The sequence below is a fragment of the Pseudomonas sp. JH-2 genome, from assembly GCF_036231725.1.
Classification (GTDB): Bacteria; Pseudomonadota; Gammaproteobacteria; order Pseudomonadales; family Pseudomonadaceae; genus Pseudomonas; species Pseudomonas delhiensis.
This window is the reverse complement of record NZ_JAZAQP010000018.1, coordinates 41,249-66,618: the sequence shown is the minus strand read 5'-3', so window position 1 is coordinate 66,618 and position 25,370 is coordinate 41,249. Positions and strand designations below refer to the sequence as shown.

23 protein-coding genes are annotated in these 25,370 nt (G+C 68.7%); 16 read left to right on the top strand and 7 right to left on the bottom strand.

Features of this window, described 5'->3' with window-relative positions; genetic code table 11:
• The first annotated feature begins 60 nt into the window (after positions 1 to 60).
• From VV867_RS14745 to VV867_RS14705, 9 genes are all read left to right on the top strand, one after another.
• A complete protein-coding gene (locus tag VV867_RS14745) occupies positions 61 to 1,431 on the top strand; it encodes an NAD(P)/FAD-dependent oxidoreductase (RefSeq protein WP_328566800.1) in 1,371 nt (456 codons plus the stop codon).
• A 105-nt stretch (positions 1,432 to 1,536) separates the two neighbouring features.
• On the top strand, positions 1,537 to 2,712 hold the full coding sequence (locus tag VV867_RS14740) for a hypothetical protein (protein WP_328566799.1): 1,176 nt from the start codon (positions 1,537 to 1,539) through the stop codon (positions 2,710 to 2,712).
• Between the two features lie 181 nt (positions 2,713 to 2,893).
• Positions 2,894 to 4,393, top strand: a complete 1,500-nt coding sequence (locus VV867_RS14735) for an aldehyde dehydrogenase family protein (RefSeq protein ID WP_328566798.1) — start codon at positions 2,894 to 2,896, stop codon at positions 4,391 to 4,393.
• A 1-nt stretch (position 4,394) separates the two neighbouring features.
• Positions 4,395 to 4,787 (top strand): 5-carboxymethyl-2-hydroxymuconate isomerase, encoded by a 393-nt coding sequence (locus VV867_RS14730; protein ID WP_328566797.1) that lies wholly within the window; start codon positions 4,395 to 4,397, stop codon positions 4,785 to 4,787.
• Positions 4,788 to 4,861: 74 nt separating this feature from the next.
• The gene (locus tag VV867_RS14725) at positions 4,862 to 5,845 is read left to right on the top strand and encodes a fumarylacetoacetate hydrolase family protein (RefSeq protein ID WP_328566796.1); all 984 of its coding nucleotides are present in this window, start codon (positions 4,862 to 4,864) and stop codon (positions 5,843 to 5,845) included.
• A 32-nt stretch (positions 5,846 to 5,877) separates the two neighbouring features.
• A complete protein-coding gene (locus VV867_RS14720; protein ID WP_328566795.1) occupies positions 5,878 to 6,426 on the top strand; it encodes a VOC family protein in 549 nt (182 codons plus the stop codon).
• A gap of 197 nt (positions 6,427 to 6,623) precedes the next feature.
• Positions 6,624 to 7,988 (top strand): aminotransferase class III-fold pyridoxal phosphate-dependent enzyme, encoded by a 1,365-nt coding sequence (locus VV867_RS14715; RefSeq protein ID WP_328566794.1) that lies wholly within the window; start codon positions 6,624 to 6,626, stop codon positions 7,986 to 7,988.
• A gap of 54 nt (positions 7,989 to 8,042) precedes the next feature.
• Positions 8,043 to 8,672 (top strand): malonic semialdehyde reductase, encoded by a 630-nt coding sequence (locus VV867_RS14710; protein ID WP_442965029.1) that lies wholly within the window; start codon positions 8,043 to 8,045, stop codon positions 8,670 to 8,672.
• A 70-nt stretch (positions 8,673 to 8,742) separates the two neighbouring features.
• Positions 8,743 to 9,363, top strand: a complete 621-nt coding sequence (locus tag VV867_RS14705) for a CoA-transferase (RefSeq protein ID WP_328566793.1) — start codon at positions 8,743 to 8,745, stop codon at positions 9,361 to 9,363.
• An 8-nt stretch (positions 9,364 to 9,371) separates the two neighbouring features.
• Here the strand turns inward: VV867_RS14705 and VV867_RS14700 are convergent, their stop codons facing one another.
• The gene (locus VV867_RS14700) at positions 9,372 to 10,550 is read right to left on the bottom strand and encodes an aromatic ring-hydroxylating oxygenase subunit alpha (RefSeq protein ID WP_328566792.1); all 1,179 of its coding nucleotides are present in this window, start codon (positions 10,548 to 10,550) and stop codon (positions 9,372 to 9,374) included.
• Between the two features lie 212 nt (positions 10,551 to 10,762).
• Between VV867_RS14700 and VV867_RS14695 the strand changes: the two genes are divergently transcribed.
• The 3 genes from VV867_RS14695 (at position 10,763) to VV867_RS14685 (ending at position 12,516) form a co-directional block, all read left to right on the top strand.
• A complete protein-coding gene (locus VV867_RS14695) occupies positions 10,763 to 11,878 on the top strand; it encodes a class II histone deacetylase (protein ID WP_328566791.1) in 1,116 nt (371 codons plus the stop codon).
• 10 nt (positions 11,879 to 11,888) lie between these two features.
• Positions 11,889 to 12,164 carry a hypothetical protein gene (locus VV867_RS14690; RefSeq protein ID WP_328566790.1) on the top strand — a complete coding sequence of 92 codons (276 nt, stop codon included), beginning with the start codon at positions 11,889 to 11,891 and terminating at the stop codon, positions 12,162 to 12,164.
• A gap of 70 nt (positions 12,165 to 12,234) precedes the next feature.
• Positions 12,235 to 12,516: a DUF2218 domain-containing protein gene (locus tag VV867_RS14685; protein WP_328566789.1), complete on the top strand. Its 282-nt coding sequence runs from the start codon at positions 12,235 to 12,237 to the stop codon at positions 12,514 to 12,516.
• Between the two features lie 33 nt (positions 12,517 to 12,549).
• Here the strand turns inward: VV867_RS14685 and VV867_RS14680 are convergent, their stop codons facing one another.
• From VV867_RS14680 to VV867_RS14655, 6 genes are all read right to left on the bottom strand, one after another.
• Positions 12,550 to 13,374 carry a helix-turn-helix transcriptional regulator gene (locus VV867_RS14680; RefSeq protein WP_328566788.1) on the bottom strand — a complete coding sequence of 275 codons (825 nt, stop codon included), beginning with the start codon at positions 13,372 to 13,374 and terminating at the stop codon, positions 12,550 to 12,552.
• A gap of 429 nt (positions 13,375 to 13,803) precedes the next feature.
• On the bottom strand, positions 13,804 to 14,796 hold the full coding sequence (locus VV867_RS14675; RefSeq protein ID WP_328566787.1) for a cytochrome-c peroxidase: 993 nt from the start codon (positions 14,794 to 14,796) through the stop codon (positions 13,804 to 13,806).
• Positions 14,797 to 14,875: 79 nt separating this feature from the next.
• Positions 14,876 to 17,707 (bottom strand): TonB-dependent receptor, encoded by a 2,832-nt coding sequence (locus VV867_RS14670; protein ID WP_328566786.1) that lies wholly within the window; start codon positions 17,705 to 17,707, stop codon positions 14,876 to 14,878.
• 121 nt (positions 17,708 to 17,828) lie between these two features.
• The gene (locus VV867_RS14665; RefSeq protein ID WP_328566785.1) at positions 17,829 to 18,887 is read right to left on the bottom strand and encodes a FecR family protein; all 1,059 of its coding nucleotides are present in this window, start codon (positions 18,885 to 18,887) and stop codon (positions 17,829 to 17,831) included.
• The gene (locus VV867_RS14660) at positions 18,877 to 19,392 is read right to left on the bottom strand and encodes a sigma-70 family RNA polymerase sigma factor (RefSeq protein ID WP_109935903.1); all 516 of its coding nucleotides are present in this window, start codon (positions 19,390 to 19,392) and stop codon (positions 18,877 to 18,879) included. The genes VV867_RS14665 and VV867_RS14660 overlap by 11 nt, the downstream gene beginning before the upstream one ends.
• 172 nt (positions 19,393 to 19,564) lie before the next feature.
• Positions 19,565 to 20,491, bottom strand: coding sequence for a LysR substrate-binding domain-containing protein (locus tag VV867_RS14655; protein WP_328566784.1), 927 nt, complete (start codon positions 20,489 to 20,491; stop codon positions 19,565 to 19,567).
• Positions 20,492 to 20,626: 135 nt separating this feature from the next.
• On the opposite strand from VV867_RS14655, the gene VV867_RS14650 reads away from it, so the two are divergent.
• From VV867_RS14650 to VV867_RS14635, 4 genes are all read left to right on the top strand, one after another.
• On the top strand, positions 20,627 to 21,928 hold the full coding sequence (locus tag VV867_RS14650) for an NAD(P)/FAD-dependent oxidoreductase (RefSeq protein ID WP_328566783.1): 1,302 nt from the start codon (positions 20,627 to 20,629) through the stop codon (positions 21,926 to 21,928).
• 43 nt (positions 21,929 to 21,971) lie between these two features.
• A complete protein-coding gene (locus VV867_RS14645) occupies positions 21,972 to 23,060 on the top strand; it encodes a polyamine ABC transporter substrate-binding protein (RefSeq protein WP_328566782.1) in 1,089 nt (362 codons plus the stop codon).
• A gap of 465 nt (positions 23,061 to 23,525) precedes the next feature.
• The gene (locus VV867_RS14640; RefSeq protein WP_109935908.1) at positions 23,526 to 24,506 is read left to right on the top strand and encodes a quinone oxidoreductase family protein; all 981 of its coding nucleotides are present in this window, start codon (positions 23,526 to 23,528) and stop codon (positions 24,504 to 24,506) included.
• A 10-nt stretch (positions 24,507 to 24,516) separates the two neighbouring features.
• A complete protein-coding gene (locus VV867_RS14635) occupies positions 24,517 to 25,365 on the top strand; it encodes a TauD/TfdA dioxygenase family protein (protein ID WP_109935909.1) in 849 nt (282 codons plus the stop codon).
• The last annotated feature ends 5 nt before the right edge of the window (positions 25,366 to 25,370 follow it).

Here is a 25,370-nt window from a genome sequence, read left to right as displayed (position 1 = left end):
AGACAGTCCGGCCGCGCTGGCCCCCGGGTTCAGTTCACGACAGCCGTACAAGGGCACATCATGGGTATTTCACAGAACGATCTTCCATCGCCGCCGGTAGCCGGCCATTGTCGTGCCCGGGCCGTCAGCGTCGATACGCGGCTGCCCGAGGAAACCGGGGTGGTCATCGTCGGCGCCGGCATCGCCGGCATCTGCACCGCCCTGTACTTGGCACGCCGCGGCGTGGATTGCGTGGTACTGGAGAAGGGGCAGGTCGCCGGCGAGCAGTCCAGCCGCGCTTTCGGCTGGCTGTGCAGCCTGGGGCTGGACCCGCTGAAGATGGAGCTGACCACCCTGAGCAAGCGCCTGTGGCGAGAGCTGGCGGAAGAGCTGGGCCCCGGGCGCCTGGGCTACGAGCGGTGCGGGCTGCTGCACCTGTGCGAGAGCGAGGCGGACATCGCTCGCGAACAGGCCTGGCTGGATAGCGTACAAGGCTTCGACGACGTCGATGCGCGGCTGCTTTCCAACGCTGAACTGGCCGAGCACCTTCCTGGTTGCCGGCGTCCCTATGCCGGGGCGCTGTTCCAGCCCAGCGATGCCCGCGTGGAGCCCTCGCTGGCCACCTCCGCCCTGGCCGACGCCGCGCGGGCAGCGGGTGCAAGGATTTTCGCGCCATGCGCCGTACGGGGGATCGAGCGTAGCGCGGGGCGCGTCGAGGCGGTGCTTACCGAGCGCGGCCGCATCCGTTGCAGCCAGGTGGTCGTGGCCGGCGGCGCCTGGTCGCGGTTGTTCTGCGGCAATGCCGGGGTGGCCTTGCCCCAGCTGTCGATTCACTCGTCGCTGGTCCGCGTCGCCCCCTTGGCGGGGGGCCCGGCCAGTTGCGCCGCCGCCGATGGCTACGCTTTCCGCCGCGACGCCGAAGGCGGCTACGTATTCGGCCCCTCCAGCGGTCACACGGCGTACGTCACGCTGGACAGCTTCCGCCTGTTCTTCGACTTCCTGCCGGCGCTGCGCAACCAGTGGCGGCAGATGCGCGTGCGCCTGGGGCGGGAGTCCTTCGCCGACCTGTGCCTGCCACGTCGCTGGGCGCTGGACGAGGTCAGCCCTTTCGAACGGCGGCGCATGCTCGACCCGAAACCGGATGTCGCCCTCAACCTGAAGACGCTGGCCAACATGGCCGAGGCCTTCCCGGCCTTTCGCCAGGCGCGTGTCACCGAGCACTGGGCCGGGATGATCGACGCCACCCCCGACTCGGTGCCGGTGATCGGCGCGGTGGACGCGCTGCCCGGGCTGTTCCTGTGCACCGGCTTCTCCGCCTATGGCTTGAGCATGGGCCCGGCCGCGGGCTGGCTGCTGGCCGATATGCTCTGTGCACGCCCGCCGTCCTGCGCGCCCGAAGCCTACCGTTTCTCGCGTTTCAGCGACGGAAGCCGGCTGCGCGTGGCACCCTAGGGGCATCATTCTCTGCCCGGGTCACCCTTCGAGGGGAGGAGGCGGGGGCCTGCTGGCGCATAACCTGCCTCGAAGCCATTCGTCATCCGCACCGGAGACAGCTCCATGATCGCCCGCCAACCGACCGTTGCCTGCAGCCTCGTCGTTTTGACCCTCGTCTACTGCTTGAGCAATATCGGCGGCTGGGTGGCGCCGGAGTTGGTGTTCGAGCTGATCGGCGGACGCGGCCTGGGCGAAGCGGGCGCGGGGGCGGTGGCCGCGGTGGAAATGCTCGGCCTGGCTCTCGCCGCGCTGGGCCTCTCGCTCGCGGCGGATCGCCTGCCGGTGCGCCGCCTGGCGATTTTCGGCAGCGCACTGCTGGTACTGACGCAACTGTTCTCCTGGCGTGCCGAAACGCTGGCCGGCCTGCTGGCGCTACGCTTCTTCTGCGGGATGGGGCAGGGCGTGCTGATGGCCCTGGCCAATGCCGCGCTGGCCGCCGCCAGCGAGCCGCATCGGCGCCTGGCCCAGGCCAACCTGGCCAATGTCCTGTTCGGCTCGGCGCTGCTGTTTTCGCTGGCGCCCCTGCGTGCCGCCTGGCCGGCCCTCGGCCTGTTCCTGGTATTGACGCTGGTGTGCCTCGCGCTGGCGCCGGCGAGCCTGGCGCTGCCGGCCCGCCTGTGCCTGCAGGACTCGCCGGTGCGGCGCCGCCTGGGGCTGCCGAACGCGACCTGTTACGCACTGGTCGTCGCCGTCTTCGTCTTTGGTTGTACCAGTGGCGCTGCCTTCACCTTCGCGCACCTGATGGGCGAGGGGGCCGGGCTCGACGAGTCGGCGATCAACCTGGCGCTGTCCCTGTCGGTGCTCGGCGCGCTGCCGGGCAGCGCGTTGTGCGGGCTGATCAATACCCGCCTGCGCAGCTTCTGGCCGCTGACCTGCGCGCTGCTGCTGCATGCCCTGGCGAACCTCATGGCCAGCCATGCCTCGGGTGCCTGGAGCTTCGGTCTCGGGCTGGCCGGCAACCTGGGCGCGGCCTACTTCCTGTTGCCCTACCTGCAGGGCCTGAGCGCCCGGCATGACCCGCTCGGGGGCTGCTGCGCGGCCATCGGCGGCGCCTTCTTCCTGTCCATGGCCTGCGGCGCCTATCTCGGCGGGGCCCTGGTTCAATGGCATGGCGTCAGCGCCCTGGGCTGGGCGGTGGCGGGGAGCAACCTGCTGGTCGGCCTGGTTCTGCTGCTGTCGCTGGGGGCGCCTCGGCGCGTGGCGGTCGAGCTGGCGGCGCGGCGCTACGACTTCGTCTGAAGCGCCCTCGGCGCGCTGAACACCTGCTCACAGAAATGGCCTGGCAGCGCCCAGGGGTGCCCCCGCGGGCGCGAGTCCGGCCTGGCGGTCACCCTCCGCGGGTATGGGTGAGACGCAGGCCGGCCCCTAGCATGGCGAGCATGTTCAATGCCCCGCTGCCGGGGTGAAAGGAGTCGCTTCCATGGCCATCGCCAGCAATGCCTACGACCGTCTGAGCTCACCCGCCCGCGCCTTCCTCGACCGACAGCACGGCCATTTCATCGATGGCCGCTGGCAGGTCGCCGGCAACAGCCTGCCCGTGCTCGACCCCTCCAGCGCCCGCCAGGTCAGCAGCATCGCCGCCGCCGGCGAGGCCGAGGTCGACGCCGCGGTCGGCGCCGCCCACCAGGCGCTGCAGCGTCCGGCCTGGCGCGACCTGCCGAGCCTGGAGCGTGAACGCCTGATCCTGCGCCTGGCGGGGCTGCTGGAGCGCGATGCCGGCCTGTTCGCCGAGCTGGAGTGCGTGGACAACGGCATGCCGCTGGCCTTCGCCGGGATCAACGTCGGCGGGGCAGCCGGGGTGCTGCGCTACATGGCCGGCTGGGCGTCGAAGATCGCCGGCGACACGCTGGATGTGAAGATGCCTTTCCCCGGCAGCCAGTTCTTCGCCTACACCGCCCGCGAGCCGGTGGGAGTCGTCGCCGCCATCGTGCCGTGGAACGTGCCGCTGATGATGGCGGTGTGGAAGCTCGCGCCAGCCCTGGCCGCCGGTTGCACGGTGGTGCTCAAGCCCGCCGAGGATGCCTCGCTGACCGCCCTGGCGCTGGCCGGCCTGGTCGCCGAGGCGGGCTTCCCGGCCGGCGTGGTCAATGTCGTCACCGGGCTGGGGAGCGTCGCCGGGGAAGCGCTGGTACGGCATCCACTGGTCAGCAAGGTGTCGTTCACCGGCTCCACCGCCACCGGCAAGCACATCAACCGGCTGGCCACGGAAAGCCTGAAGAAGGTCACCCTGGAGCTGGGCGGCAAATCGCCCACCATCGTTTTCGACGACGCCGACCTGGAGCAGGCCATCGAAGGCGCGGCCAATGCCATCTTCACCAATGCCGGGCAGATCTGCGTGGCCGGCTCGAGGCTCTACGTGCAGCGTGGCATCTTCGACCGGGTGGTCGAAGGCGTGGCCCGGCGCGCCGACAGCCTGGTGCTGGGGGCGGGGCTGGATCCGGCCAGCCAGCTCGGCCCGCTGATCAATGCGCGGCAGCAGGCCCGGGTGCAAGGCTACATCGAGCGTGCCCGGGAGGGCGGCGCCAGCCTGCTGACCCGGCGCCAGTCGCCGCAGGCCGACGGGTACTTCGTCGCCCCGGCGGTGCTTGCCGATGTGCGCCAGAGCGATGCGCTGGTGCAGGAAGAAATCTTTGGCCCGGTGCTGGCGGTACTGCCTTTCGATGACCTCGACGAGGCCGCCGCCCTCGCCAACGACAGCGCCTATGGCCTGGCGGCGAGCGTCTGGAGCCGCGATCTCGGCCGCGTCCACCGGCTTGTGCCGCGGTTGAAGTGCGGCAAGGTCTCGGTGAACACCGAGGGCTTCCCCTATCCCGGGCTGCCCGAAGGCGGGACCAAGCAGTCCGGCTTCGGCCGCGACCTGGGACGCGAGGGCCTGGACGGCTACCTGGAGACCAAGACCGTGCTGGTGCGGGTCTCCTGACATGCCGCACCTCATCGTCGAATACAGCGCCAACCTGGAAGGCGAGCTGGGCCTGCCGGAGCTGTTCGAGCGCGTCCATGGGCAACTCATCGAGTCGCAGCTGTTCCCGGTCGGCGGCATCCGCAGCCGGGCGCGGCGCGTGGAGGTCTATCGCTTCGCCGATGGCGCCCGGCCGTACGCCGGCATCCATGTCGAACTCAAGCTCAGCGCCGCCCGCCCCGTGGAAGTCCGTGAGCGGGTGGGGCGGGCGGTGTTCGCCACGCTCTGCGAGCACTGGCAGGCATTGCAGGCGCGGCGCCTGGTTGCGCTGTCGATGGAGGTCGGCAGTTTCGAGCCCGCGCTGTTCTTCAACCGCAACAACCTGCATCCCCTGTTCGAAGCCGCATCGCGCTGAGCGCGCCCTTTCTACCGCGCCGCGCCCGCGGCGCCCATGGCAGGCCCGCCTGCCGCTGCACTGGAGCCACCGCTATGAAACTTGCATCACTGAAATCCGGCCGCGACGGCGAACTGGTCGTCGTCAGCCGGGACCTGAGCCGCGCGGTCAGGGCCGGCGCCATCGCCCCGACCCTGCAGGCCGCCCTGGATGACTGGGCGCGCGTCGAGCCCGCACTGCGCGAGCTGTACCAGGCGCTGAACGAAGGGCAGCCGGCCGCTGCCTTCGCCCTGCAGCGGGAAGCGCTCGCCGCACCGCTGCCGCGCAGCTACCAGTACCTGGACGGCGCTTGCTACCTGAGCCACATCCGCCGCAACCGCGCGGCGCGCGGCGACACCCTGCCGGCAGACATCCTCGACGCTCCGCTGGTCTACCAGGGTATCTCCCACGGCTTCATGGCGTGGAACGACCCGATCCGCCTGCCCAGCGACGACCTGGGCATCGACTTCGAGGCGGAGATCGCCGCCATTACCGACGACGTTCCGCTGGGCGTCAGCGCCGAAGAAGCCACCGGCTACGTGCGCCTGTTCGTACTGCTCAACGATGTATCGTTGCGCGCGCTGATCCCCGCCGAGCTCAAGCGCACCTTCGGTTTCCTGACCGGCAAGCCCGCCTCCAGCCTCGGCCCCATCGCGGTCACCCCCGACGAGCTGGGGCCGCTGTGGGACGGCAAGCTGGTCTCCGGGAAGATGAAGTGCTGGGTGCGCGGAGCCTTGTTCGGCGACATCGAGACCGGCATCGATACGCCATTCCACTACGGCCACATGATCGCCCACGTCGCCCGCACCCGCGCCTTCGAGGCGGGCACCCTGGTGGGCCTGGGCACGGTCTCCAATGAAGACGAAAGCGTCGGCGCCGGCTGCATCGGCGAGTTCCGCGCGATGGAAACCATCAATACCGGAACGGCGAGCACGCCGTTGCTGAAGTTCGGCGAGCGAGTGCGCATCGAGCACTTCGACTACGCCGGGAACTCGGTCTTCGGTGCCATCGACCAGGTGGTCGAACCGCTGTCCCGCTGAACCACCACAAGCCCCTGCTGGGAGGTCATTCCATGCTCTGCAAAAGCCTTCATCACGCTGCCTACCGCTGCAAGGACGCCAAGCAAACCGTGGCGTTCTACACCGGGATCCTGGGCCTAAAATTCATCCATGCCATGGGCGAGGACCACGTGCCCTCCACGGGCGCCTACAGCCCGCACATCCACATCTTCTTCCAGATGGAGGACGGCAGCTGCATCGCCTTCTTCGAGTTGCCCAACGATGAGGGGGCCGAGTCCGGGCGCGACCCGCAGACCCCCGGCTGGGTCCAGCACTTCGCCTTCCGCGTCCAGGACATGGACACCCTGCTCAGGGCCAAGGCCGAAATGCAGGCCAAGGGCATCGAGGTGCTCGGCCCGGTCAACCACGACGACTTCCTGCAGTCGATCTACTTCTTCGACCCGTCCGGGCACCGCCTGGAGCTGAGCGTGCACAGCGCCACCGCCGAGATGGATGCGCTGTACGAGCGCGAGGCGATGGCGGTGCTCGAGCACTGGGACGCGCGCCACAACTGGTCCGAGCGCGAGCAGCTGTTCGGAGCGGCGCACGGCTACGTGCGCTGACCTGCGTCTACCGTCCGTGGCCCGTCGTTGCTCCGGGGCCACGCCTTGCCGCCCGCGCGCTCCGCACGGGCGGCTTTTTTTCGCCCGGCGTCTCACCCGTTGAGGGTAGATACGCATCGCCCGGCCCTGCCTAGAGTGGGCTCAAGGCTGCGCCTTGCGGCGCGCCCCTGCCTTCTACGCACCCGTTGGAGTGGACCATGAACAGTAGCAACAGCGCTTGGCTGAAGAAACACAACACCGTGCACCTGATGCACCCGATGCAGGACCCTAAGGCGCTGCAGGACAACCCGCCGTTGATCATCGATTCCGGTGACGGCGTATACATCACCGACATCGACGGGCGCCGCTTCATCGACCTGCAGGGCGGCCTCTGGTGCGTGAACGCCGGCTATGGCCGCCAGGAGATCGTCGACGCGGTGAGCCGCCAGATGGAACAGCTGGCCTACTACTCGCTGTTCCCCGGCAGCTCGAACCCGGCGGCCATCGCCCTGTCGCAGAAGCTCACCGAGATCGCCGCGCCCGAGGGCATGGTGAAGGTGTCCTTCGGCCTGGGCGGCTCCGACGCGGTGGAAAGCGCGCTGAAGATCGCCCGCCAGTACTGGAAGCTCGAAGGCCAGCCGGAGAAGTACAAGTTCATCTCGCTGTACAACGGCTATCACGGCCTGAACTTCGGCGGCATGTCGGCCTGTGGCGGCATCGCCTGGCGCAGCAGCTACGAGCCGCTGATGCCCGGCTTCATCCAGGTCGAAGGGCCGCACCTGTACCGCAACCCCTTCACCCAGGATCCGGAGGAGCTGGCCGAAATCTGCGCGCAGATCATGGAGCGGCAGATCGAGATCCAGGGGGCGCACACCATCGCCGCCATCATCGCCGAACCCATCCAGGGCGCCGGCGGCGTGATAGTGCCGCCGGCTTCCTACTGGCCGCGCCTGCGCCAGATCGCCGACAAGTACGGCCTGCTGCTGATCGCCGACGAGGTGATCACCGGCCTGGGCCGCAGCGGATCGCTGTTCGGCTCGCGCGGCTGGGGCGTGAAGCCGGACATCATGTGCCTGGCCAAGGGCATTTCCAGCGGCTACGTGCCGCTCAGCGCAACGCTGGTCAACCAGCGCGTGGCCTCGGCCTGGGAGCGCGACGCCGGCTTCACCTCGGTCTACATGCACGGCTACACCTACTCGGGGCACCCGGTGTCCTGCGCGGCGGGCCTGGCGGCGATCGACATCGTGCTGCGGGAGAACCTGGCGGACAACGCCGCGCGCGTCGGCGACTACTTCCTGGGCCGCCTGCGCGAGCTGCAGGAGCGGCACCGCGCCATCGGCGACGTGCGTGGCAAGGGCCTGATGATCGCCATCGAGCTGGTCAAGGACCGCCAGAGCAAGGAGCCGTTCGGCCCGCAGGACGCCTATCCGCTGGCCATCTCCGAGGGCTGCGTGAACAGCGGGGTGATGCTGCGCACCATCGTCAACAAACTGATCATCTCGCCGCCCCTGACCATCACCACCGAGCAGGTCGACGAGGTGATCGAGGTGCTTGACCGCGTCTTCGCGGCCAACCCCTGGTAAGCCGATGCCGGCCGGCGCCAGGTGCCGGCCGGCCCCTTCGCGAGAGGAAGTGCGATGAATTCGATTCTGGAAATGGCCGAGGGTATCCGCCAGCGGACCCGCGCACTGGATGCCGCCGGTCTCGACCTGCTGTTCCGCGAAGCGCGCAGCCACAACGGCTGGCTGCCGCGTCCGGTCGGCAGCCAGCTGCTGCGCCAGCTCTGGGAGCTGGTGCGCTATGCGCCGACGGCGGTGAACGGCATGCCGGCGCGCCTGGTGTTCGTCACCAGCGCCGACGGCAAGCGCCGGCTGCAGCCGTGCCTGAACCCGGGCAACGTGGAAAAGGTGCTCAGCGCACCGGTGACGGTGATCATCGGCTACGACGCGGCCTTCTGGGAGCAGTTGCCGATGTTGTTCCCGCATGCCGACGTACGGGCCATGTTCAGCGAGAACGCCGAGGCGGCCGAACTCACCGCCTTCCGCAACAGCAGCCTGCAAGGCGCCTGGCTGATGCTGGCGGCGCGCGCCCTGGGGCTGGACTGCGGCCCCATGTCGGGCTTCGACAGCCAGCGGCTGGACCGGGAGTTCTTCGCCGGCACCAGTATCCGCAGCAACTTTCTCTGCAACCTCGGCTACGGCGACGACAGCAGGCTCTACCCACGGCTGCCGCGCCTGTCCTTCGAAGAGGCTTGCACCCACGCCTGAGACCGGGCGTGACCGAAGGCCGCCCGCGCTGGCGGCTTTCTTCGTTTCGAGGCAAGGCGAGGAGGGCGCCATGAGCTGGACAGCCGAGCAGATGTGCCAACGCGCGGCACGCGAGGTCCTGGACGGATATTGCGTCGGCCTGGGCTACGGCGTGGCGCCGCGCGTGCTGCAACGGGTCGAGGCTGGTCGCCAGTTCTGGTGGATCGACGGCATGCACGTGGCCCGTCCCTGCCAGGGCGGCGACAGGCCGCCTCGGCAGGCCGGCGAGGTTCGGCTGACGCCGATGGAGGGGCTGCAGCTGGTGCGCGGCGGCCGGTTGGACCTGCTGTTCATCCGCGCGGAGCAGGTCTCGGAACAGGGCGATCTTGTCATGACCGATGCGACGGGGGCCGACATCGACCGGCTGGCCGCCGCCCGGCGCGTAGTGGTGCTGATGCAGCATTGCCGGCCGGACGGCAGCGCGAGGATAGTCGCGCAGTGCGAGGGGCCGCTGCTGGGCGCGGGGGTGGTAAGCCGCATCATCACCGAGCTGGGCGTCATCGACGTGACCCCGCGCGGGTTGCTGCTGGTGGAGCTGGCCGCCGGTGTCAGCCTGGGCGAGATCAGCGGCCGCACCGGCGTGGCGCTGATGCTCATGCTCGATGACCTGCCGGGCCGTCGCAACGTCGCCGACGCAGCGACGCCCGGTTGAGCGGGGTTTCAGCCGAGCGCGATCAGGTTCGGCTGCCGGGCCTGGCCCTGGGTATCGTGCAGGTACTGGTCCAGCAGCCAGTTGTGGAACTGATGCAGGGCCTTTTCCATGTACGACATCCGCCCCTGCTCGGCAAAGCGCGAGCGCACGCCGCGGGCATGCCCCAGGCAGGCGAATTCGTCCTCTTCCCACACGGGCTTGAGCGCATCGTGCAGGCGCTGCTTGCGCGCCTCGAAGTCCGCCAGGGCCAGGGTCGAGCGCGGCGCCACCAGGCGCCAGACCAGGTCGTGGTCGTCGACCGAGCGGATGTCCCAGTCCAGCCACATGGCCGACGAGGAGTCGATCAGCAGGTGGAAGTGCGGGAAGACATTGATGACGATGGCGGTCGAGTAATAGTGCTCCGGCAGCCCGGCGATCGGCGGCAGCGTGGTGGGGAAGGGCTGGTTGTCCCCCGTGGGCATGTAGAACAGGTTGTAGGGGCCGTCGACGTCTTCATAGACCGCCAGCTTCGCCGGGCACCATGGTTCGAAGGTCTGGGTATGGATGGGCGGCTGGTGGTAGGCCTCGCTGAAGTTGTCGAGGGTGCTCTTCCAGTTCCAGCGGCCCTGGTAGCGTTCGAAGTCGACGCAGCCCATGCTGGCCATGTCGTAGCCTTCCAGCAGCGCGTCCAGCGTCTTGAGCTGCGGCGACAGCGGGGCTGCCTCGCGGTCGAAGTTGACGAAGATGAAACCCTGCCAGATGTCCACCGCCAACGGTGGCAGGTGCCAGTCCGCCACGTCGAAACGGGCCGTGCGCTCCATGTGCGGGGCGCTCGCCAATTGGCCGTCCAGCGCATAGCTCCAGGCGTGGTAGGGGCAGGTGAGGCGCCGGTTGCGGCAGTGGCCCGCACCTTCCACCACCTGCCGGCCGCGGTGGCGGCAGACGTTGGAGAGCGCGTGGATTTCCCCCGCTTCGTCGCGAACGACCACTATGGGTTCGCCGAACAGCTCGCGGGTGAAGAACTGCCCCGGCTCGGCGACCTGGTCGATGCGGCCGACCGCCTGCCAGGTGCGCATGAAGACCCGTTCCACTTCGAAGGCGTGGAAGGCCGGGTCGCTGTAGCAATTGAACGGTAGCAGGGAGGCCTCTTCGAGTGGCCGGCGTATGGCTGCGATCTGCGCGTTGTCGATGAAGGACGCAAGTGGCATCGGGCTATTCCTCGGACGGTGGATACTGGCCCGCGCGCAGGCGCGAGCTGCGATGCAAGGTTGCCATCCCGGGCGGATATCGGCTGTACCCCGGCAGGGTGACCGGGCGGGCCTGTCACCCAGGGCGGGTATTTCACCTGGGCGTGGCCGGCGCACAATGCAAGCAACGCAGGCAGCGGCCTGAATTGTCGACGGGAACTGGAGAGTCGCGGATGAGTCGCAAGACCGGATTGATGTGGAATGAGCGTTTCATGTGGCACGAGCAGGGCCGCTATGCCGGCATCCTGCCGGCGGATTATCCGTTGCAGCCGGGCCGGCACCATGAGAACCCGGAAACCAAGCGGCGCCTGAAGAACCTGCTCGACGCCAGCGGCCTGAGCGAGCACCTGACGCCGATCAAGGCGCGCGAGATCAGCCGCGAGGAGCTGTTGCGCGTACATACCCCGGCATACCTGGACAAGCTCGAGGCGGGCAACCTGGAAGCCGCCGCCATCGCTGGTTTCGACGCGCCCTATACCCGTGGCAGCGTGGATATCGCCAAGCTCGCCGCCGGTGGATGCCTGGCCGCGGTGGACGCGATCTGCAGCGGCCAGGTGGACAACGCCTACGCGTTGACCCGGCCGATCGGGCACCATGCCGAGCCTGACGAAGGCAAGGGCTTCTGCCTGTTCTCCAATGCGTCGCTCGCCGCGCGCCACGCCCAGGCCCGCCATGGCATTCGCCGGGTGGCCCTGATCGACCTCGACGTGCACCACGGCAATGGCGCCGAGCGTGTGTTCTGGCGCGACCCCAGCGTGCTGACCATCTCCCTGCACCAGGACCAGTGGTTCCCGCCGGATTCGGGGTTCCTGGAGGACGTGGGCGAAGGCGCCGGGAAAGGCTACAACCTCAACGTGCCGCTGCCGGCCGGTTGTGGTTTCGGCGCCTACCAGGCGGCGTTCGAGCGGGTGGTGCTGCCGGCGCTGGAGCGCTTCGAGCCGGAACTGGTGATCGTGCCGTGCGGCTACGACGCCGGGGCTCAGGACCCGCTGGGGCGGATGATCCTGCACAGCGAGGCCTTCCGCTGGTTCATCGCGCGCTTGCGCGGCATCGCCGAACGCTTCGCCGGCGGCCGGCTGCTGGTCACCCACGAGGGCGGCTACAACGAATTCACCATCCCGTTCATGGGGCTGGCGGTGTTCGAGGAGTTGTCGGGAATCGACAGCGGGGTGGTCGACCCGCACCGTGACATCTTCGTGGCGATGAAGGGGCATGAGCTGTTGCCGCACCAGGAAGCGGTGATCGATGCCGCCGCGGCGCTCGCCCGCGATATCCGCAAACCCGAGTGAGGAGGTTGGCATGGCCCTGGTCTTCGGTCGTATCCGTATCGCCAAGCCGTTCGCCGAATGGCACCGGGTATTTCTCGAGCACGTGCAGGCTCGCCGCGCCTGCGGTATCGAGGATGTGATGTGCGCGCCGGTGGTGGGCAGCCAGGAGGTCATCTACGTGGTGCGCACCGACGATCCGCGGCAGGTGCACGACATGAGCTGGTCGGCGGAGGCGCGGGCGATCATCGAGTCGTCCGGGCATGTCATCGGCAGCGAGGTCTACACCGTCTGCGACGAGGTCGGCTGAAGCCAGCCGTGCCGCATCGATGCCCCGGCCGTCTCTGGCGGCCGGGGCTTTTGCATTCGAAGGGGGGCGCATGTTCGTCAGTGAATCTTGGGTGGGCTGCCGGAAACCGGGCATCTGTCTGGCGAAGCTGTGTCGCCACTGGTCGCATCGCTTCAGCGTGCGTTTCGATGAGGGCCGCGGGGAAATCGATTTCGTCCCGGCGCGCTGTGTGCTGTGGGTGGAGGCGGGTGCCCTGCGGGTTCGCCTGGAGACACCGCAGGCGCAGGAGCTGGATGAATTGGAGCCCATCGTCGCCGAACATCTGCAGCGCATGCTGGGTGACGAAGTCGTACGGATTCGCTGGCGGCGCTGAAGCGGCCAGGCCGCCGCAAGGCGGCCTCGCGCTTCAGTTGAGCACGGCGGTGGCACCCATGCTGTCGAAGTAGCGCGCGAACAGCTCGTTCTGGCTGGAGATGCCGAGCTTGGCGTAGGCGCGCTTGCGGTGGGTGGCCACGGTGTTGATGGAAATCCCCAGGTTCAGGCTGATGCCAAGGGTGGTGTAGCCCAGGGCGATCGAGGCGCAGATTTCCGCCTCGCGCTGGGTCAGCCCGCCGGCGGCCTTGAGCAACGAGGCGCGCAGTTCCTGGAACATGCGCTCGCGGCGCTCCGGGCTCAGGCTTGCCGGCTCCGGAAGGCGCGCGCCGGCGCTTTCGCGCAGTTGCATGATTTCCGCGTGCTTGCCCAGGGTCTGCGCCAGGACGTTGCCCAGCTGCTGGATCTGGCTGGCGTCCTCGCTGGCGAACTCGCGCTGGTCTTCGCTGCGGTAGAAGCTGCAGTACAACGTCTGCTGGTTGATCGAGGCGATCAGGGCCAGTTCCTGGCGTACCAGGGCCTCATCGTAGAAGCGCTTGCGGTAGCCGGTATCACGGATGTGGCTGGGGGAGACGCAGCGCACGATCAACTGGTCGCTCGGGCTGGTCGAAACCTGTCCGAGCGCCAGGTTCGGGTCGCGGCGATAGGCACCGTCGGTGTATTCCTGGGCGAGTTGCCGGGCGATGTCGCGCGAATGGCTGTGGCGTGCCTCGGCGATCAGGCACTGTGGCGAACCCTGCTGGTCGAAGCGGAACACGGTGCATTGGTCGACCTGCAGCAACTCGTGGCAGAAGGCGTAGAAGTCCTGATCGAAGCCGCTATTGCCGATGTTTCCAACCAGGTTCGCGAGCTGATTCATCGCGGGAATCATGGGGCAATCTCCTCAGGGGGGCGGCTACAGGTGCACGGGGTTTTCTATTCTTGTCGGGCGGCGCCGTGCGTTGCACGGCACGACCCTTGAGTAAGCAGGAAACAGGCCAGCGACGCGACTCGGAGGGCTTGCCGGTGTGAACGCGGATTTCTACTGCGCAGCGGGCTTTACTCGGGACCCACTCTGCCGATGGGGCCAGAAACGTGAGAAATCCCTGGGCATGTCGAGCGCCGAGGCGGATCCTGTCGCGCCACTTTGGGGCCCGCGGTAACAGCCGCACCTGTTTGGGGTAGCGCGTCGCACAGGGCTGTGTCACCGCGCCGGAAAACCGTGCCAACCGCCTGGCCTGGGGTTCTTGCCGCCTGGGCCCGATCTGGCTCCCGGGGAACCGGAGCTGGGCCGGTGTATCGGCATGTCCTACAACGCCTGGAGAAAATCCAGCAATGCCTGCAGCTCCTGCGCATCCAGTTGCAAGGGTTCGAGCAGTGGCGAGGTCTTCGGGAACAGCGGGTCGTCCTTCTGCCGGGCCGTCGGCAGCGGGTGGAACATCCCGGCGTTGTACATGTTGAGGATGCCGCGCAGGTCGCCGAACAGGCCGTTGTGCATCCAGGGCCCGGTACGCGCGACCTGGCGCAGCGAGGGCGTGCGGAATGCGCCGACGTCCTCGGCGCGGCCGGTCACCCGGTAGCGGCCGAGGTCCTCGTAGCGGCGGCCGTAGTAGGTCAGGCCGAGGTTGTGGAAGCTGTCGTCGCTCAGGGCCTCGCCCTGGTGGCAGTTCAGGCAGCGCGCCTTGCCTCGGAACAGGTGCAGGCCATGCAGCTGGGTGTCGCTCAGCGCCTTGCCGTCGCCCAGCAGGAAGCGGTCGAGGGCGCCGCGCCGGGGCGTCAGGCTGCGCTGGTAAGCCGCCAGCGCCTTGCCCACTTGAGCGGCGTCGATCGGCACGTTGCCGAAGGTGTCGGCGAAGGCCCGCGGATAGTCTGGGTGCGCGCGCAGGCGCTCGAGGAGCGGGTCGATGGCGAAGGCCATCTCCGCGGCGTCGACGATGGGCATCAGCGCCTGCTGCTCCAGGCTGCCGGCGCGGCCGTCCCAGAACAGGTTGGCGAAGTGGCCGGCCATGGCCGCGCTGGGGGCGTTGCGCGTGCCGGCCTGGCGGTCGTGGCCGAAGGACACGCGGCGGCCGTCGGCGAAGGCCAGGTCCGGCTCGTGGCAGGAGGCGCAGGCGATCTGCCCGGAGCGCGACAGCAACGGGTCGAAGAACAGCCGCTTGCCCAGGTCGACCTGGCGCTTGTCCTGGGCCGGCGGCGCGGACAGCGGCGCCAGCTCGCGCCAGGCCACGCCGGGGTCGACATGGGGCTCCGGCCACTGCGCAGCGGGCCGGCTGTAGACCTGGCGCAGGCAGGCGTAGTCCACCGGCTTCGCCTCCAGGCGCGTGGCGCAGTCCTCGCCGTGGGCCAGGCCGGCGAGCAGCAGCCCGGCGGCCAGCAGCGTCCTAGAAGCGATAGCCCACCTCCACCCAGAACTGGCGGCCGACCTCGTAGATGGGGATGCCGGAGGTGCTGCTCACCGTGCTCACCGCGACCTTGTCGAGCACGTTGAACACGTCGAGGTTGACGAACACCGCCTGGTCCTTCGCCGTCGGCTGCTCCCAGGCCAGGCGCAGGTCCCAGGTGACCACTGCGCTCTGGCGCTTTTCTTCCCAGACGTCCACCGGGGTGCCCTGGTAGTCCACGCTGTCGCCGGTGTCGATGATCTGCCGGTAGCCGGCGCGGTAGCGCAGGAAGTTGCTCCAGGTGAGGTTGGCCCGGGGGATCTCGGTGATGGTGGTCAGGCGCGCGGTCCAGGGGCGGTTGAAGTTGTCCGCCGGGCGTTCGGAGTAGCGCATGAACTTGCCGTCGTACTGGATGATCGGGTCGGCCAGGTCGGCCTCGCTGACCGCCGTGGAGTAGTCGACGTTGGAACTGGTCACGTCGGTCCAGTCCAGGGCCAGCTGCAGCATGCTGCTTGTGCCGGCCAGCTCGAAACGGCGCTGCGGGGTGACGGTGAAGGTGAGGATGTCGCTCTCGCTGCTGCCGTCGTTGGTGTAGGTGTAGTAGCTGGTGCTCAGGTCGCCGCTGGCCGGCTGGCCGAGGTAGCGGCCCTGGGTGCGGATGATCTGGTCGCGGCCGTCGCGGTGCACGTACTTCAGGGCGAACTCGGTGTTCCAGGCCAACTGGCTGACGCCCAGGGTCCACTCGTCGTCGTAGGGGATGTCCAGCTGGTTGAAGCGGGTGTCGTTCAGGGTCCGCACCGGGGCGCCCCAGTCGGCGCCGCCGCTGGCGCGGGTCATCTTGTACTGCAGGGCGCTGCGGCCGTCGTACAGGCGGTAGGCGAACATGTTGCGCCCGTAGTAGCGGTTGGCGCCGGCGCTGAAGCGGGTGTGGCCGTCGCCGAACAGGTCGTACTCGGCGGCGAAGCGCGGCGCCAGGGTCTTCTTGTCCATGTAGTCGTCGCCGTCCAGGCGCAGGCCGGGGCGCAGGGTGAGGCGGCCGATGGCGATGCGGTCCTGGGCGTAGAGCGCCCAGGAGGTGGTGTCGAGCTCGATCTTGCCGGCTTCGTAGACGTTCAGCTGGGTGAACGCCTGGCCCTGGTTCTTGGGGAAGTAGGGTGCCGGGCTCAAAGAGCACCAGTCGGTTTCCACGCAGGCGTCGCTACCCTTGAGCAGCGAGCCGTACTGGAATTCCTCCAGGCGCTCGTAGTAGGCGTTCTGCCGGGCCAGCTCCAGGCCGGTCTGCACTTCGTGCTCGCTGCCCAGCAGGTGCCAGGGATGCCAGTCGGCGTTGAGCTTGTAGGTCAGGCTGGTCTGGCGCTGCTCGATGTCGCCGTAGTTGCCCTCGGAGCTGAGCATCGTGGAACTGGTGGCGTTGGGCGCGCTCCAGTTCTTCTCCGGCGACCAGCGCCAGCCCTTGTAGTAGTTGGTCTGGCTGTCGCGGGAGTTGTCCAGGCGCGACCAGCCGAAGGTCTGGGTGACGTTGGCCAGCGAGGCGTCCCAGATCGCCCGCAGGCTGGCCTGGTAGCCGCCGGACTCGATGTCGAGCATGGAGTCGCGGCCGTTGACGATGAAGTAGCGGTTGTCCTGCGGCGCGTAGGTCAGCGCGCCCTCGAAGGCGAGGTCGTCGCGGGCCTGCCAGACGCCCTTGAGGTAGTAGTTGTCGATGCGCCGGGTCTGGTCCTTGTCGACGCCCTCGGCCGGGTCGCTGTAGTTGGCGTTGTAGCCCTTGAGCGGAATGGTCGAGCGCTTGGAGGAGTAGTTCAGCAGCAGGCCGAAGTCGTCGGTGACGTGGCCTTCGAGGGTGCTGCGCAGCACCAGCTTGTCGAATTCCGGCTGGTTGAGGTAGCTGGTGGAGTCCTCGAAGCTCTGCTGGTCGCGTTCGTCGATGTGGTAGCGCGTCCACTCCGAGCGGCTCACCTGGGCCGAGACCTTGCCATGCAGCTCCCGGGTGGGTTGCCGGGTGTTGGCCTCGATCACCCCGCCGTTGAAGCCGCCGTAGGCGGCCGGCACGTTGCTGTCGAGCACCGTCACCGAGTCGAGCAGGTCGGTGTCCAGGGCCAGGCCCTGGCTGCGCCCGGGCACGTCGGTCATGTTGGTGGCGCTGCCGGCGTCGGCGGCCGGGTTGATGTCGTTGTTCATGCTCACGCCGTCGACCAGGAACAGGTTCTGCCAGTACTTGGCGCCGTTGATGCTGACGTTGGCCGGGTCGATCTCGCCGGGCGTCTTGCTGCTCAGCTGGGCGTCGTCGAACTGCACGTTGGGGTCCATCTTCAGCAGGCTGGTGATGTCGCCGTTGCCGGCCGGCATGCGCTCGATCAGCTCGCGGTCGAAGCTCATCGCACCCTGGAAGTCCTGTTCGCGCGTGGCGCGCACCCAGACGTCGGCGGTGGGGATGGCATGGCTGAGGTCGACGCGGAACAGCGACACCAGGTTCGGCTCGCCGTAGCGCCAGTGCAGGCCGCTGCCCTGCAGCAGCTGGTTGAGCGCGTCCCAGGCGCTCATCTGGCCGGACACCGCCTGGCTACGCAGGCCTTCCAGCAGTTCGCTGTCGGCGCTGACCTGCAGGCCGCTCTGCTGGCCGAAGACGAGCAGGGCGGTGGCCAGCCGTTGCGCGGGAATCTCGAAGCGCTGCTTGCGCTCCAGTGGCGCGTCGTCGTCCTGGGCCGGGGCATCGGCCAGGGCGGGCAGGGACGCGAGGGGGACGAGGCACAGCAGGCCGATGCCGCCGAGTCGGCGCAGGGGCAGGTAGAAACGGCCGTGGCCGTGGGCCACGGACTTCCCGTTCAGATTCATGGAGCGCTGTCTCCGAAAGGCGCGCGAAGGCGCTATGTGTAGTTGATAACGACTATCAGTCGTGTTCAGCGCTCAATGACGTAAGTGAGGGGGCGATTTTTCAATCGCCGAATGAAATTTCTTACTTTCCTGGATGTACCGACAGCCACAGCGGGCCCCAGCCGCCCACTTCGCCGCCGAAGGGCCGGACCATGGCCTGCAGTGCGCGGCGTGGATCGCGCAGGTCGTAGATGCCGGTGACGCGCTTGCCGGCGAAGGCCTGTTCATCCACCAGCAGCACGCCCGGGTAGTTGCGCCGCAATTGCTCCAGCAGGTCGAGCAGCGGCGTGTCGTTGGCCAGCAGCTGGCCCTGGCGCCAGGCGCCGATCTGTCCGGCGGGCACCTTCTCCTGGCGCACCTGCCCGTCGGGCACCTCGACCCGCAGCCGGTCACCGGGGCCCAGCTGGCGCGGCGGCAGGCCACGGGGCGGCTGGACGCGCACCGAACCGCGCGCCACCGCTACCTCCCAGGCCTGCCCCTCGGCACGGACGTCGAAGGCCGTGCCGGTCACCACCACCGTGCCGCCACCGGCCTCGACGCTGAAGGGGCGCGCGCTGTCGTGGGCGACGTCGAAGAAGGCCTCGCCCTGCACCAGGCGGACCTGCCGCTGGTTGCCGCTGAACGCCAGCTCCAGGCGGCTGCCGGCGGCGAGCGATACCTGGCTGCCATCGGGCAGGCGCAGTTCGCGGTTGGTGCTGGCGCTGAAGCGGTTGGGGTCCTCCGGCTGGAGGGTCCAGGCGAGCATGCCCAGCAGCAGCGAGGCCGCCAATGCCTGCGGCCAGCGCTTGCGCCGCCGGGGCTGGGGCCTTGGCGCCACAGGCGCGGCATGGGGCGCCAGCGCTTGCGCCGATGCGCTTTCGGCGGGCATGCCGCTGAGCTGCCAGGCCCGCCCGAGCTGGCGCAGCGCCCGGGCGTGGCGCGGGTCGGCCTCGGCCCAGGCGCGGCAGGCGCGGCGCAGTTCCATCGAATCCGGCGCTTCGCGCAGGCGCATCAGCCAGTCCATGGCCTGCTGCCAGGCCGGATCATCGTCCCGGGGCGGGTGTCGCTCGTCGGTCTCGCTCACGCAGTCCTGCTCATCCATGGGGTAGGAGGGCGCCATTGTCGGGCGCTTGCGCCCGCGGCGCCAGGTTTCATTGTCCATCGTCGGTCAGGCTCCGTGCACAGTGGCCGAGGGCCTGGCGCACCAGGTTGTGGACCATCCCCACCGAAAGTCCCAGCTGGTCGGCGATGGCCTGCAGGGTCAGGCCTTCCAGGCGGTACAGCTCGAAGACCCGTCGCGTACGCTCGGGCAACTCGCCGAGCGCGCGGTGCACGCGCTGCAATTCCTCGCGCTGCAGCGCGATCTGTTCCGGCGAGGGGCGCTGGTCGCTGAGGAAGTCGAAGAAGTCATCGTCTGCCGCCTGCTGTTCCCCATGCAGTGGACGGCGCACGAAGTCCAGCGCCAGGTTGCGCACGATGCGGTACAGGTAGGCGCTGGGCTGGTGCAGCTGGGCGACGTTCATTTCCGCGCTGGCGAAGCGCAGCCAGGCCTCCTGGACGACGTCTTCGGCGTGCGCCCGGCAACCGACGATGGGCGTGGCGTAGGTGACCAGCGCGGTGCGGTGGGTAAGGAACAGCTGCAGCTTGTGTTGGCCTGGGTCTGTCACGGTGCCGGGTGTCTGACGGTCGCGAGGGGAGGGGTTAGGCGTATATGCGAATAATTATCATCTCAATAAATGGCGGCAAGCGCCAGTGAGGGTGGGGTGGCAGGCGCACCCACCAGGCTTTTTCGCAGCCGGGGCCGTCCACCTGGCCCCGGAACGACCTGGGCGTGCCGGGTCAGCCGGCCCGATCCCCCTGCGCCTGCCCCGTCGTCTGTTCGAGCTGCTCCTCGAACCAGTTCAGCACGGCCTGGCACGCGGGGTGTTTCACGCCGCTGTCGCGTAGCCAGAGCGCGTACACGCCGCCGGTTCGCAGGGCCTCGCCGAAGGGGACGACCAGGTCGCCGCGCGCCAGGGCGTCGTGGGCCAGGACCTTGTCGGTCATGGCCACGCCCAGGCCCCGGGCCGCGGCGTCCAGCGCCAGGTCGTCGAGGTTGAAGAGGATGTGCTTGAAGCTGCGCTCGGCCAGGTCCTGCTGGGCCTGCAGCCAGAGCGTCCATTCGTGGCGGCCGGTGGAGCCGTGGATCAGGGCGTGGCCGGCCAGTTCGTCGAGCGAGCGTGGCGGCGCCAGGCCGCCGCTGAGCTGCGGGGCGCAGACGGGGATCAGGTATTCGTCGAACAGCGGCGTCAGCGGGCGCTCGTCCAGGCCGCCGGGCAGGTAGAGCACGTAGGCGTCGCAGTCGCCGCCGGTGTCCACCGTCTCGCCGCTGACGGTCTCGATGGACAGGCACAGGCCGGGGTTGACGGCATAGAACGAGCTCAGCCTGGGCAGCAGCCAGCGCACCGCCAGCGACACGAAGATGCGGATGCGGAACGGCCGGTCCTGGGGCGGCGGCGCCAGGCGCTGCTCCAGTGCGCGCAATGCCTTGAGCATCTCCCGGGCGACCTCGTACACCTCCCGACCGTGGGCGGTCAGCGCCACCTTGCGGCTGGTGCGTTCGAACAGCGCCGTCTGGTAGTGCTCCTCGAGCTGCTGCACCTGCCGGCTGATGGCGCTCTGGGTCAGGTGCAGCTGCCGGGCGGCTTCGGTGAAGTTGCTGGTATCGGCGACCCGAACCAGGGCCTGCAGCGCCTGCAGCGAGGGAACGCGAAGCATGTTATCCATGCGAATTCCGAATGGATGGATGAATTTTTAACGTTAGAACCTGGCCATGTCTGCCCGTAGATTAAGGCCATGCGGCGCATTCATGGGGTTATTGCCAATAACGCCTGCGCATCGATTGTGAAGGAGTGAAAGGCAATGAACAACCACTGCGGCTGGATCGCGCTGGCCGGCGAATCTCCCGTACGGCCGCGCCTGGAAGGCGCCCACAAGGCCGACTGGCTGATCATCGGCGGCGGCATCACCGGCCTCTCGGCGGCGCATGCCCTGGCGAGCCGTTTCCCGTCGCAGCGCATCGTCCTGCTCGACCGCCAGCGGGTTGCCCAGGGCGCCTCCGCGCGCAACTCCGGCTTCGTGGTCAGCCACGAACTGCCCGGCGCCGGCGAGCTGCTCGGCACCCCGGGGTTCGCCGCTTACCAGGTGGCTTCGCGCATCGGCGTCGAGGCCGGCAAGGAGGTGCGCCGTCGCATCGCCGGGCTGGGCATAGCCTGTGAACTCAGCGACGACGGCTACCACTTCGCGGTGCTCGAGCCGGCGCACCTGCAGCAGGCCGAACGGGCCGTGGAAACCCTGCGGGCGGTCGGCGCCCAGGCGCGCTATTTCGAGGGCGATGCCCTGCAGAAGCGCCTGGGCACGGCGTTCTACGCCCGGGCGATCCATTGCGCCGGGGGCAACGGGCTGCTGCAGCCGGCGCGCTACGTCAAGGGCCTGGCCGACAGCCTGCCGGAACCGGTGGCGGTGCATGAAAACAGCGCCGTGACCGACCTGCGGCGCCTGCCGGGCCGGGGCTGGAAGGCGCGCACCCCGGTCGGCGAGGTGGAGGCCGCGCAGGTCCTGGTCTGCGTCGGCGCCTTCCTGCCGCGGGTGGGGCTGCGGCGCAGCGGCACCTTCGCGCTGGAACTGAGCGCCAGCATCACCCGCCCGCTGACCGAAGAACACTGGCGGTCGCTGTTCGACGAGCAGGGCTGGGGCGTGCTCTCGACCCTGCCGGGCGGCTGCACCCTGCGCCTGCTGCCGGGGCGCCGCCTGATGATTCGCAACACCGTCGAGTACCGCCAGCGCGACCTCGACGCCGGCGAACTGGCCGTGCGCCAAGGCGAGCACCTGCGGGGGCTGCAGAAGCGCTTCCCGGGCATCCAGGCGCAGGACCTCGAATACACCTGGACCGGCCACCTGAGCGGCACCCGCTCCGGCGAGCCCTATTTCGCCCGGGTCGACGAGGGGCTGCACGCGGTCGCCGGCTGCAATGGCTCCGGTGTCGCCCGCGGCACCCTGTGGGGCCGCCTGCTGGTGGAGATGGCCTGCGGCATCGACTCGCCCCTGCTCGGCGACGTGCTCAGCCAGGCCCGGCCCGGCTACCTGCCGCCCAGGCCCTTCTTCGACATCGGCGCCAGCGTGCGCATGGCCTGGGAAGTCCACCGGGCGAGAAACGAACGCTGACCCCGCGATTCACAGGCCACAGCCAAAACAAGAGAGGAAGCAGATGATCAAGCGCACCTGTGCCGCCATGTTCTCGATGGCGTTGCTCGCCGGCACCGCCCAGGCGGAGGAAACCGTCAACATCGCCAACTGGAGCGGCTACATCGCCGACGACACCCTGGCCACGTTCACCCAGCGTACCGGCATCAAGCCCACCTACGACGTCATCGACAGCAACGAGACCACCGAAGCCAAGCTGATGACCGGCGGCAGCGGCTACGACCTGGTCAGCCCGTCCAGCCACTTCCTGCCGCGCCTGATCAAGGCCGGCGCCATCCAGGTGCTGGACAAGAGCAAGCTGCCCAACTGGAACAACCTCGATCCCAAGGTGATGCAGATCCTCGCGGCCAGCGACCCGGGCAACCAGTACGCGATCCCCTACATGTGGGTGACGGTGGGCATCGGCTACAACGCCGACAAGGTCAAGGCCATCTTCGGCAACACCGACGTGACCCAGTCCTGGCAGTTGCTGTTCGACCCGCAGAACATCAAGAAGCTCAGCCAGTGCGGCGTGGCCTTCCTCGACAACCCGACGCAGATCGTCTCCATCACCCTCAAGGTCCTGGGCCTGGACCCGCACAGCCAGAACCCCGAGGACCTGAAGAAGGCCGAGGCGGCACTGCTGGCCATCCGTCCCTACATCCGCTACTTCCACCAGTCCAAGTACGTCAGCGACCTGGCCAACGGCAACATCTGCGTGGCCATCGGCTTCAGCGGCGACGTGCTGCAGGCCATGAGCAGCGCGCACCAGGCGGGGAACGGCATGAACCTGGGCTACAGCATCCCGCGCGAGGGCTCCACCGTGGCGATCGACACCGTGGTGATCCCCAAGGACGCGCCGCACCTGGCCAACGCCTACGCCTACATGAACTACCTGCTCGAGCCCAAGGTGATCGCCAACATCAGCAACGCGGTGAAATACCCCAACGGCAACGCCGCCGCGCTGCAGTACGTCGACCCGGCGCTGCGCGACAGCCCGGCGGTCTACCCGCCGAAGGAAGTCCTCGACAGCCTGTTCCCGATCCAGACCCTGTCGCCGGCCGGCATGCGCCTGAGCACGCGGCTGTGGACGCGGGTGACCAGCGGCAAGTGACGGGGCCCCGCAGTTCCCGGCATGGCGGCTGAAACCCGGCCGCCATGCGCTGCGTTGCCCAACTGCGGTATGGGTGCAGGCCCACGCGTAGGTCCATCAACGCCTGCTGGCTCACCTGCAGGGCGCCTTCGTGGGGGCGGTCGAGGTCCGCGATCAGCCCGATGACGATGGAGAAGGTCAGCGCCACCGCCACCTCGGCGAGCGAGCGGCTCGTGCGCGAGAGGCCGGCGTGGTAGCCCATGGCGTTGGCCTCGTCGAGGACGACCTGCCGGCGCGTATCGAAGCGTTCGGCCGCCAGCGGTGAGGCGGCGAGGGGCCTGCGGTCGGCTCGACGGCCGGCTTCGTGCCCCTGTCATGAAATGCGAATTGCCTGTCGTGCCATGTGAAGCAGCCAGCAGGCCCCCTGCCTAGAGTCCGGTCCATGGGCGAGTGCCCAGCAGAACAATGCAGACTGGAGAATCCGGCATGGCCAAGGCCGTACGCTTTTACGAGACAGGGGGCCCCGAGGTACTTCGCTTCGAGGAGGTGGAGGTCGGCGACCCCGGCCCCGGGCAGGTGCGCATCCGCCACGTGGCGGTGGGCCTGAACTACGCGGACACCTATTTCCGCAACGGCACCTACCCGGTGCCGCTGCCCTCGGGCATGGGCGTGGAGGCCGCCGGGGTGGTGGTGGCGGTGGGCGAGGGCGTGGCCAACGTGGCGCCCGGCGACCGCGTCACCTACACCGGCTTCGTCAACACCCTCGGTGCCTACGCCACCGAGCGCCTGGTGCCGGCCGCGCCGCTGATCCGCCTGCCGGAGAACATCGCCTTCGAGACCGCCGCGGCCATGACCATGCGCGGCCTCACCTCGGCCTACCTGCTGCGCCGCATCCACTACTTCGAGCCGGGCGACAGCGTGCTGCTGCACGCGGCGGCCGGCGGCGTCGGCCTAATCGTCGCGCAGTGGGCCAGGCTGCTGGGGCTGAACGTGATCGGCACCGTGTCCAGCGCGGCCAAGGCCCAGATCGCCTATGACCACGGTTGCGCCCACGTCATCAACTACGCCGAGGAAGACGTCGCCAGCCGCGTGCGCGAGCTGACCGACGGCCGCGGCGTCGACGTGGTCTTCGACAGCGTCGGCAAGGACACCTTCATGGCCTCGCTGGATTCGCTCAAGCGCCGCGGCCTGATGGTCTGCGTCGGCACCGCCTCCGGGCCTATCCCGGCCTTCGACCCGGTGCTGCTGGCGATGAAGGGCTCGCTGTTCCTCACCCGCCCGGCGCTGGCCGACTACATCGCCGACCCGCTGGAGAAGCAGGCGCTGCTGGACGAGCTGTTCGGCCACGTCGGCAACGGCGACATCCGCATCGAGATCAACCAGCACTACGCGCTGGAGGACGCCGTGCAGGCGCACCGCGACCTGGAAGCGCGCAAGACCACCGGTTCATCCATCTTCGTCATCTGAGGGCCTGGCCATGCACGTGGAACGACTGACCTGCAGCATCGGCGCCGAAATCTCCGGGGTGAACCTGGGCGACGCCTCACGGGACGCCGACCTGTTCGCCGAGATCCGCCGCCTGCTGCTCGAACACAAGGTGCTGTTCCTGCGCGACCAGGACATCAGCCGCGCCGAGCACGTGGCCTTCGCCCGCCGCTTCGGCGAGCTGGAGGACCACCCGGTGGCCGGCAGCGACCCGGAGCACCCGGGCCTGGTGCGCATCTACAAGAACCCCAACCAGCCCAACGACCGCTACGAGAACGCCTGGCACACCGACGCCACCTGGCGCGAGATCCCGCCCATGGGCTGCGTGCTGCGCTGCGTGGAGTGCCCGCCGGTGGGCGGCGACACCCTGTGGGCGAACATGGCCCTGGCCTATGCGAACCTGCCCGCGGAGATCAAGGAGAAGATCGCCGACCTGCGCGCGCGCCACAGCATCGAGGCGAGCTTCGGCGCGGCCATGCCGATCGACAAGCGCCTGGCGCTCAAGGCGCAGTACCCCGACGCCGAGCACCCGGTGGTGCGCACCCACCCGGAAACCGGCGAGAAGGTGCTGTTCGTCAACGCCTTCACCACCCACTTCAGCAACTACCACACCGCGCAGAACGTGCGCTTCGGCCAGGACGCCAACCCCGGCGCCGGCGACCTGCTGCGCTACCTGGTGAGCCAGGCCTACATCCCCGAGTACCAGGTGCGCTGGCGCTGGAAGAAGAACAGCGTGGCGATCTGGGACAACCGCTGCACCCAGCACTACGCAGTGATGGACTACCCGCCCTGCGTGCGCCAGATGGAGCGCGCCGGGATCATCGGCGACAAGCCGTACTGAGCCGG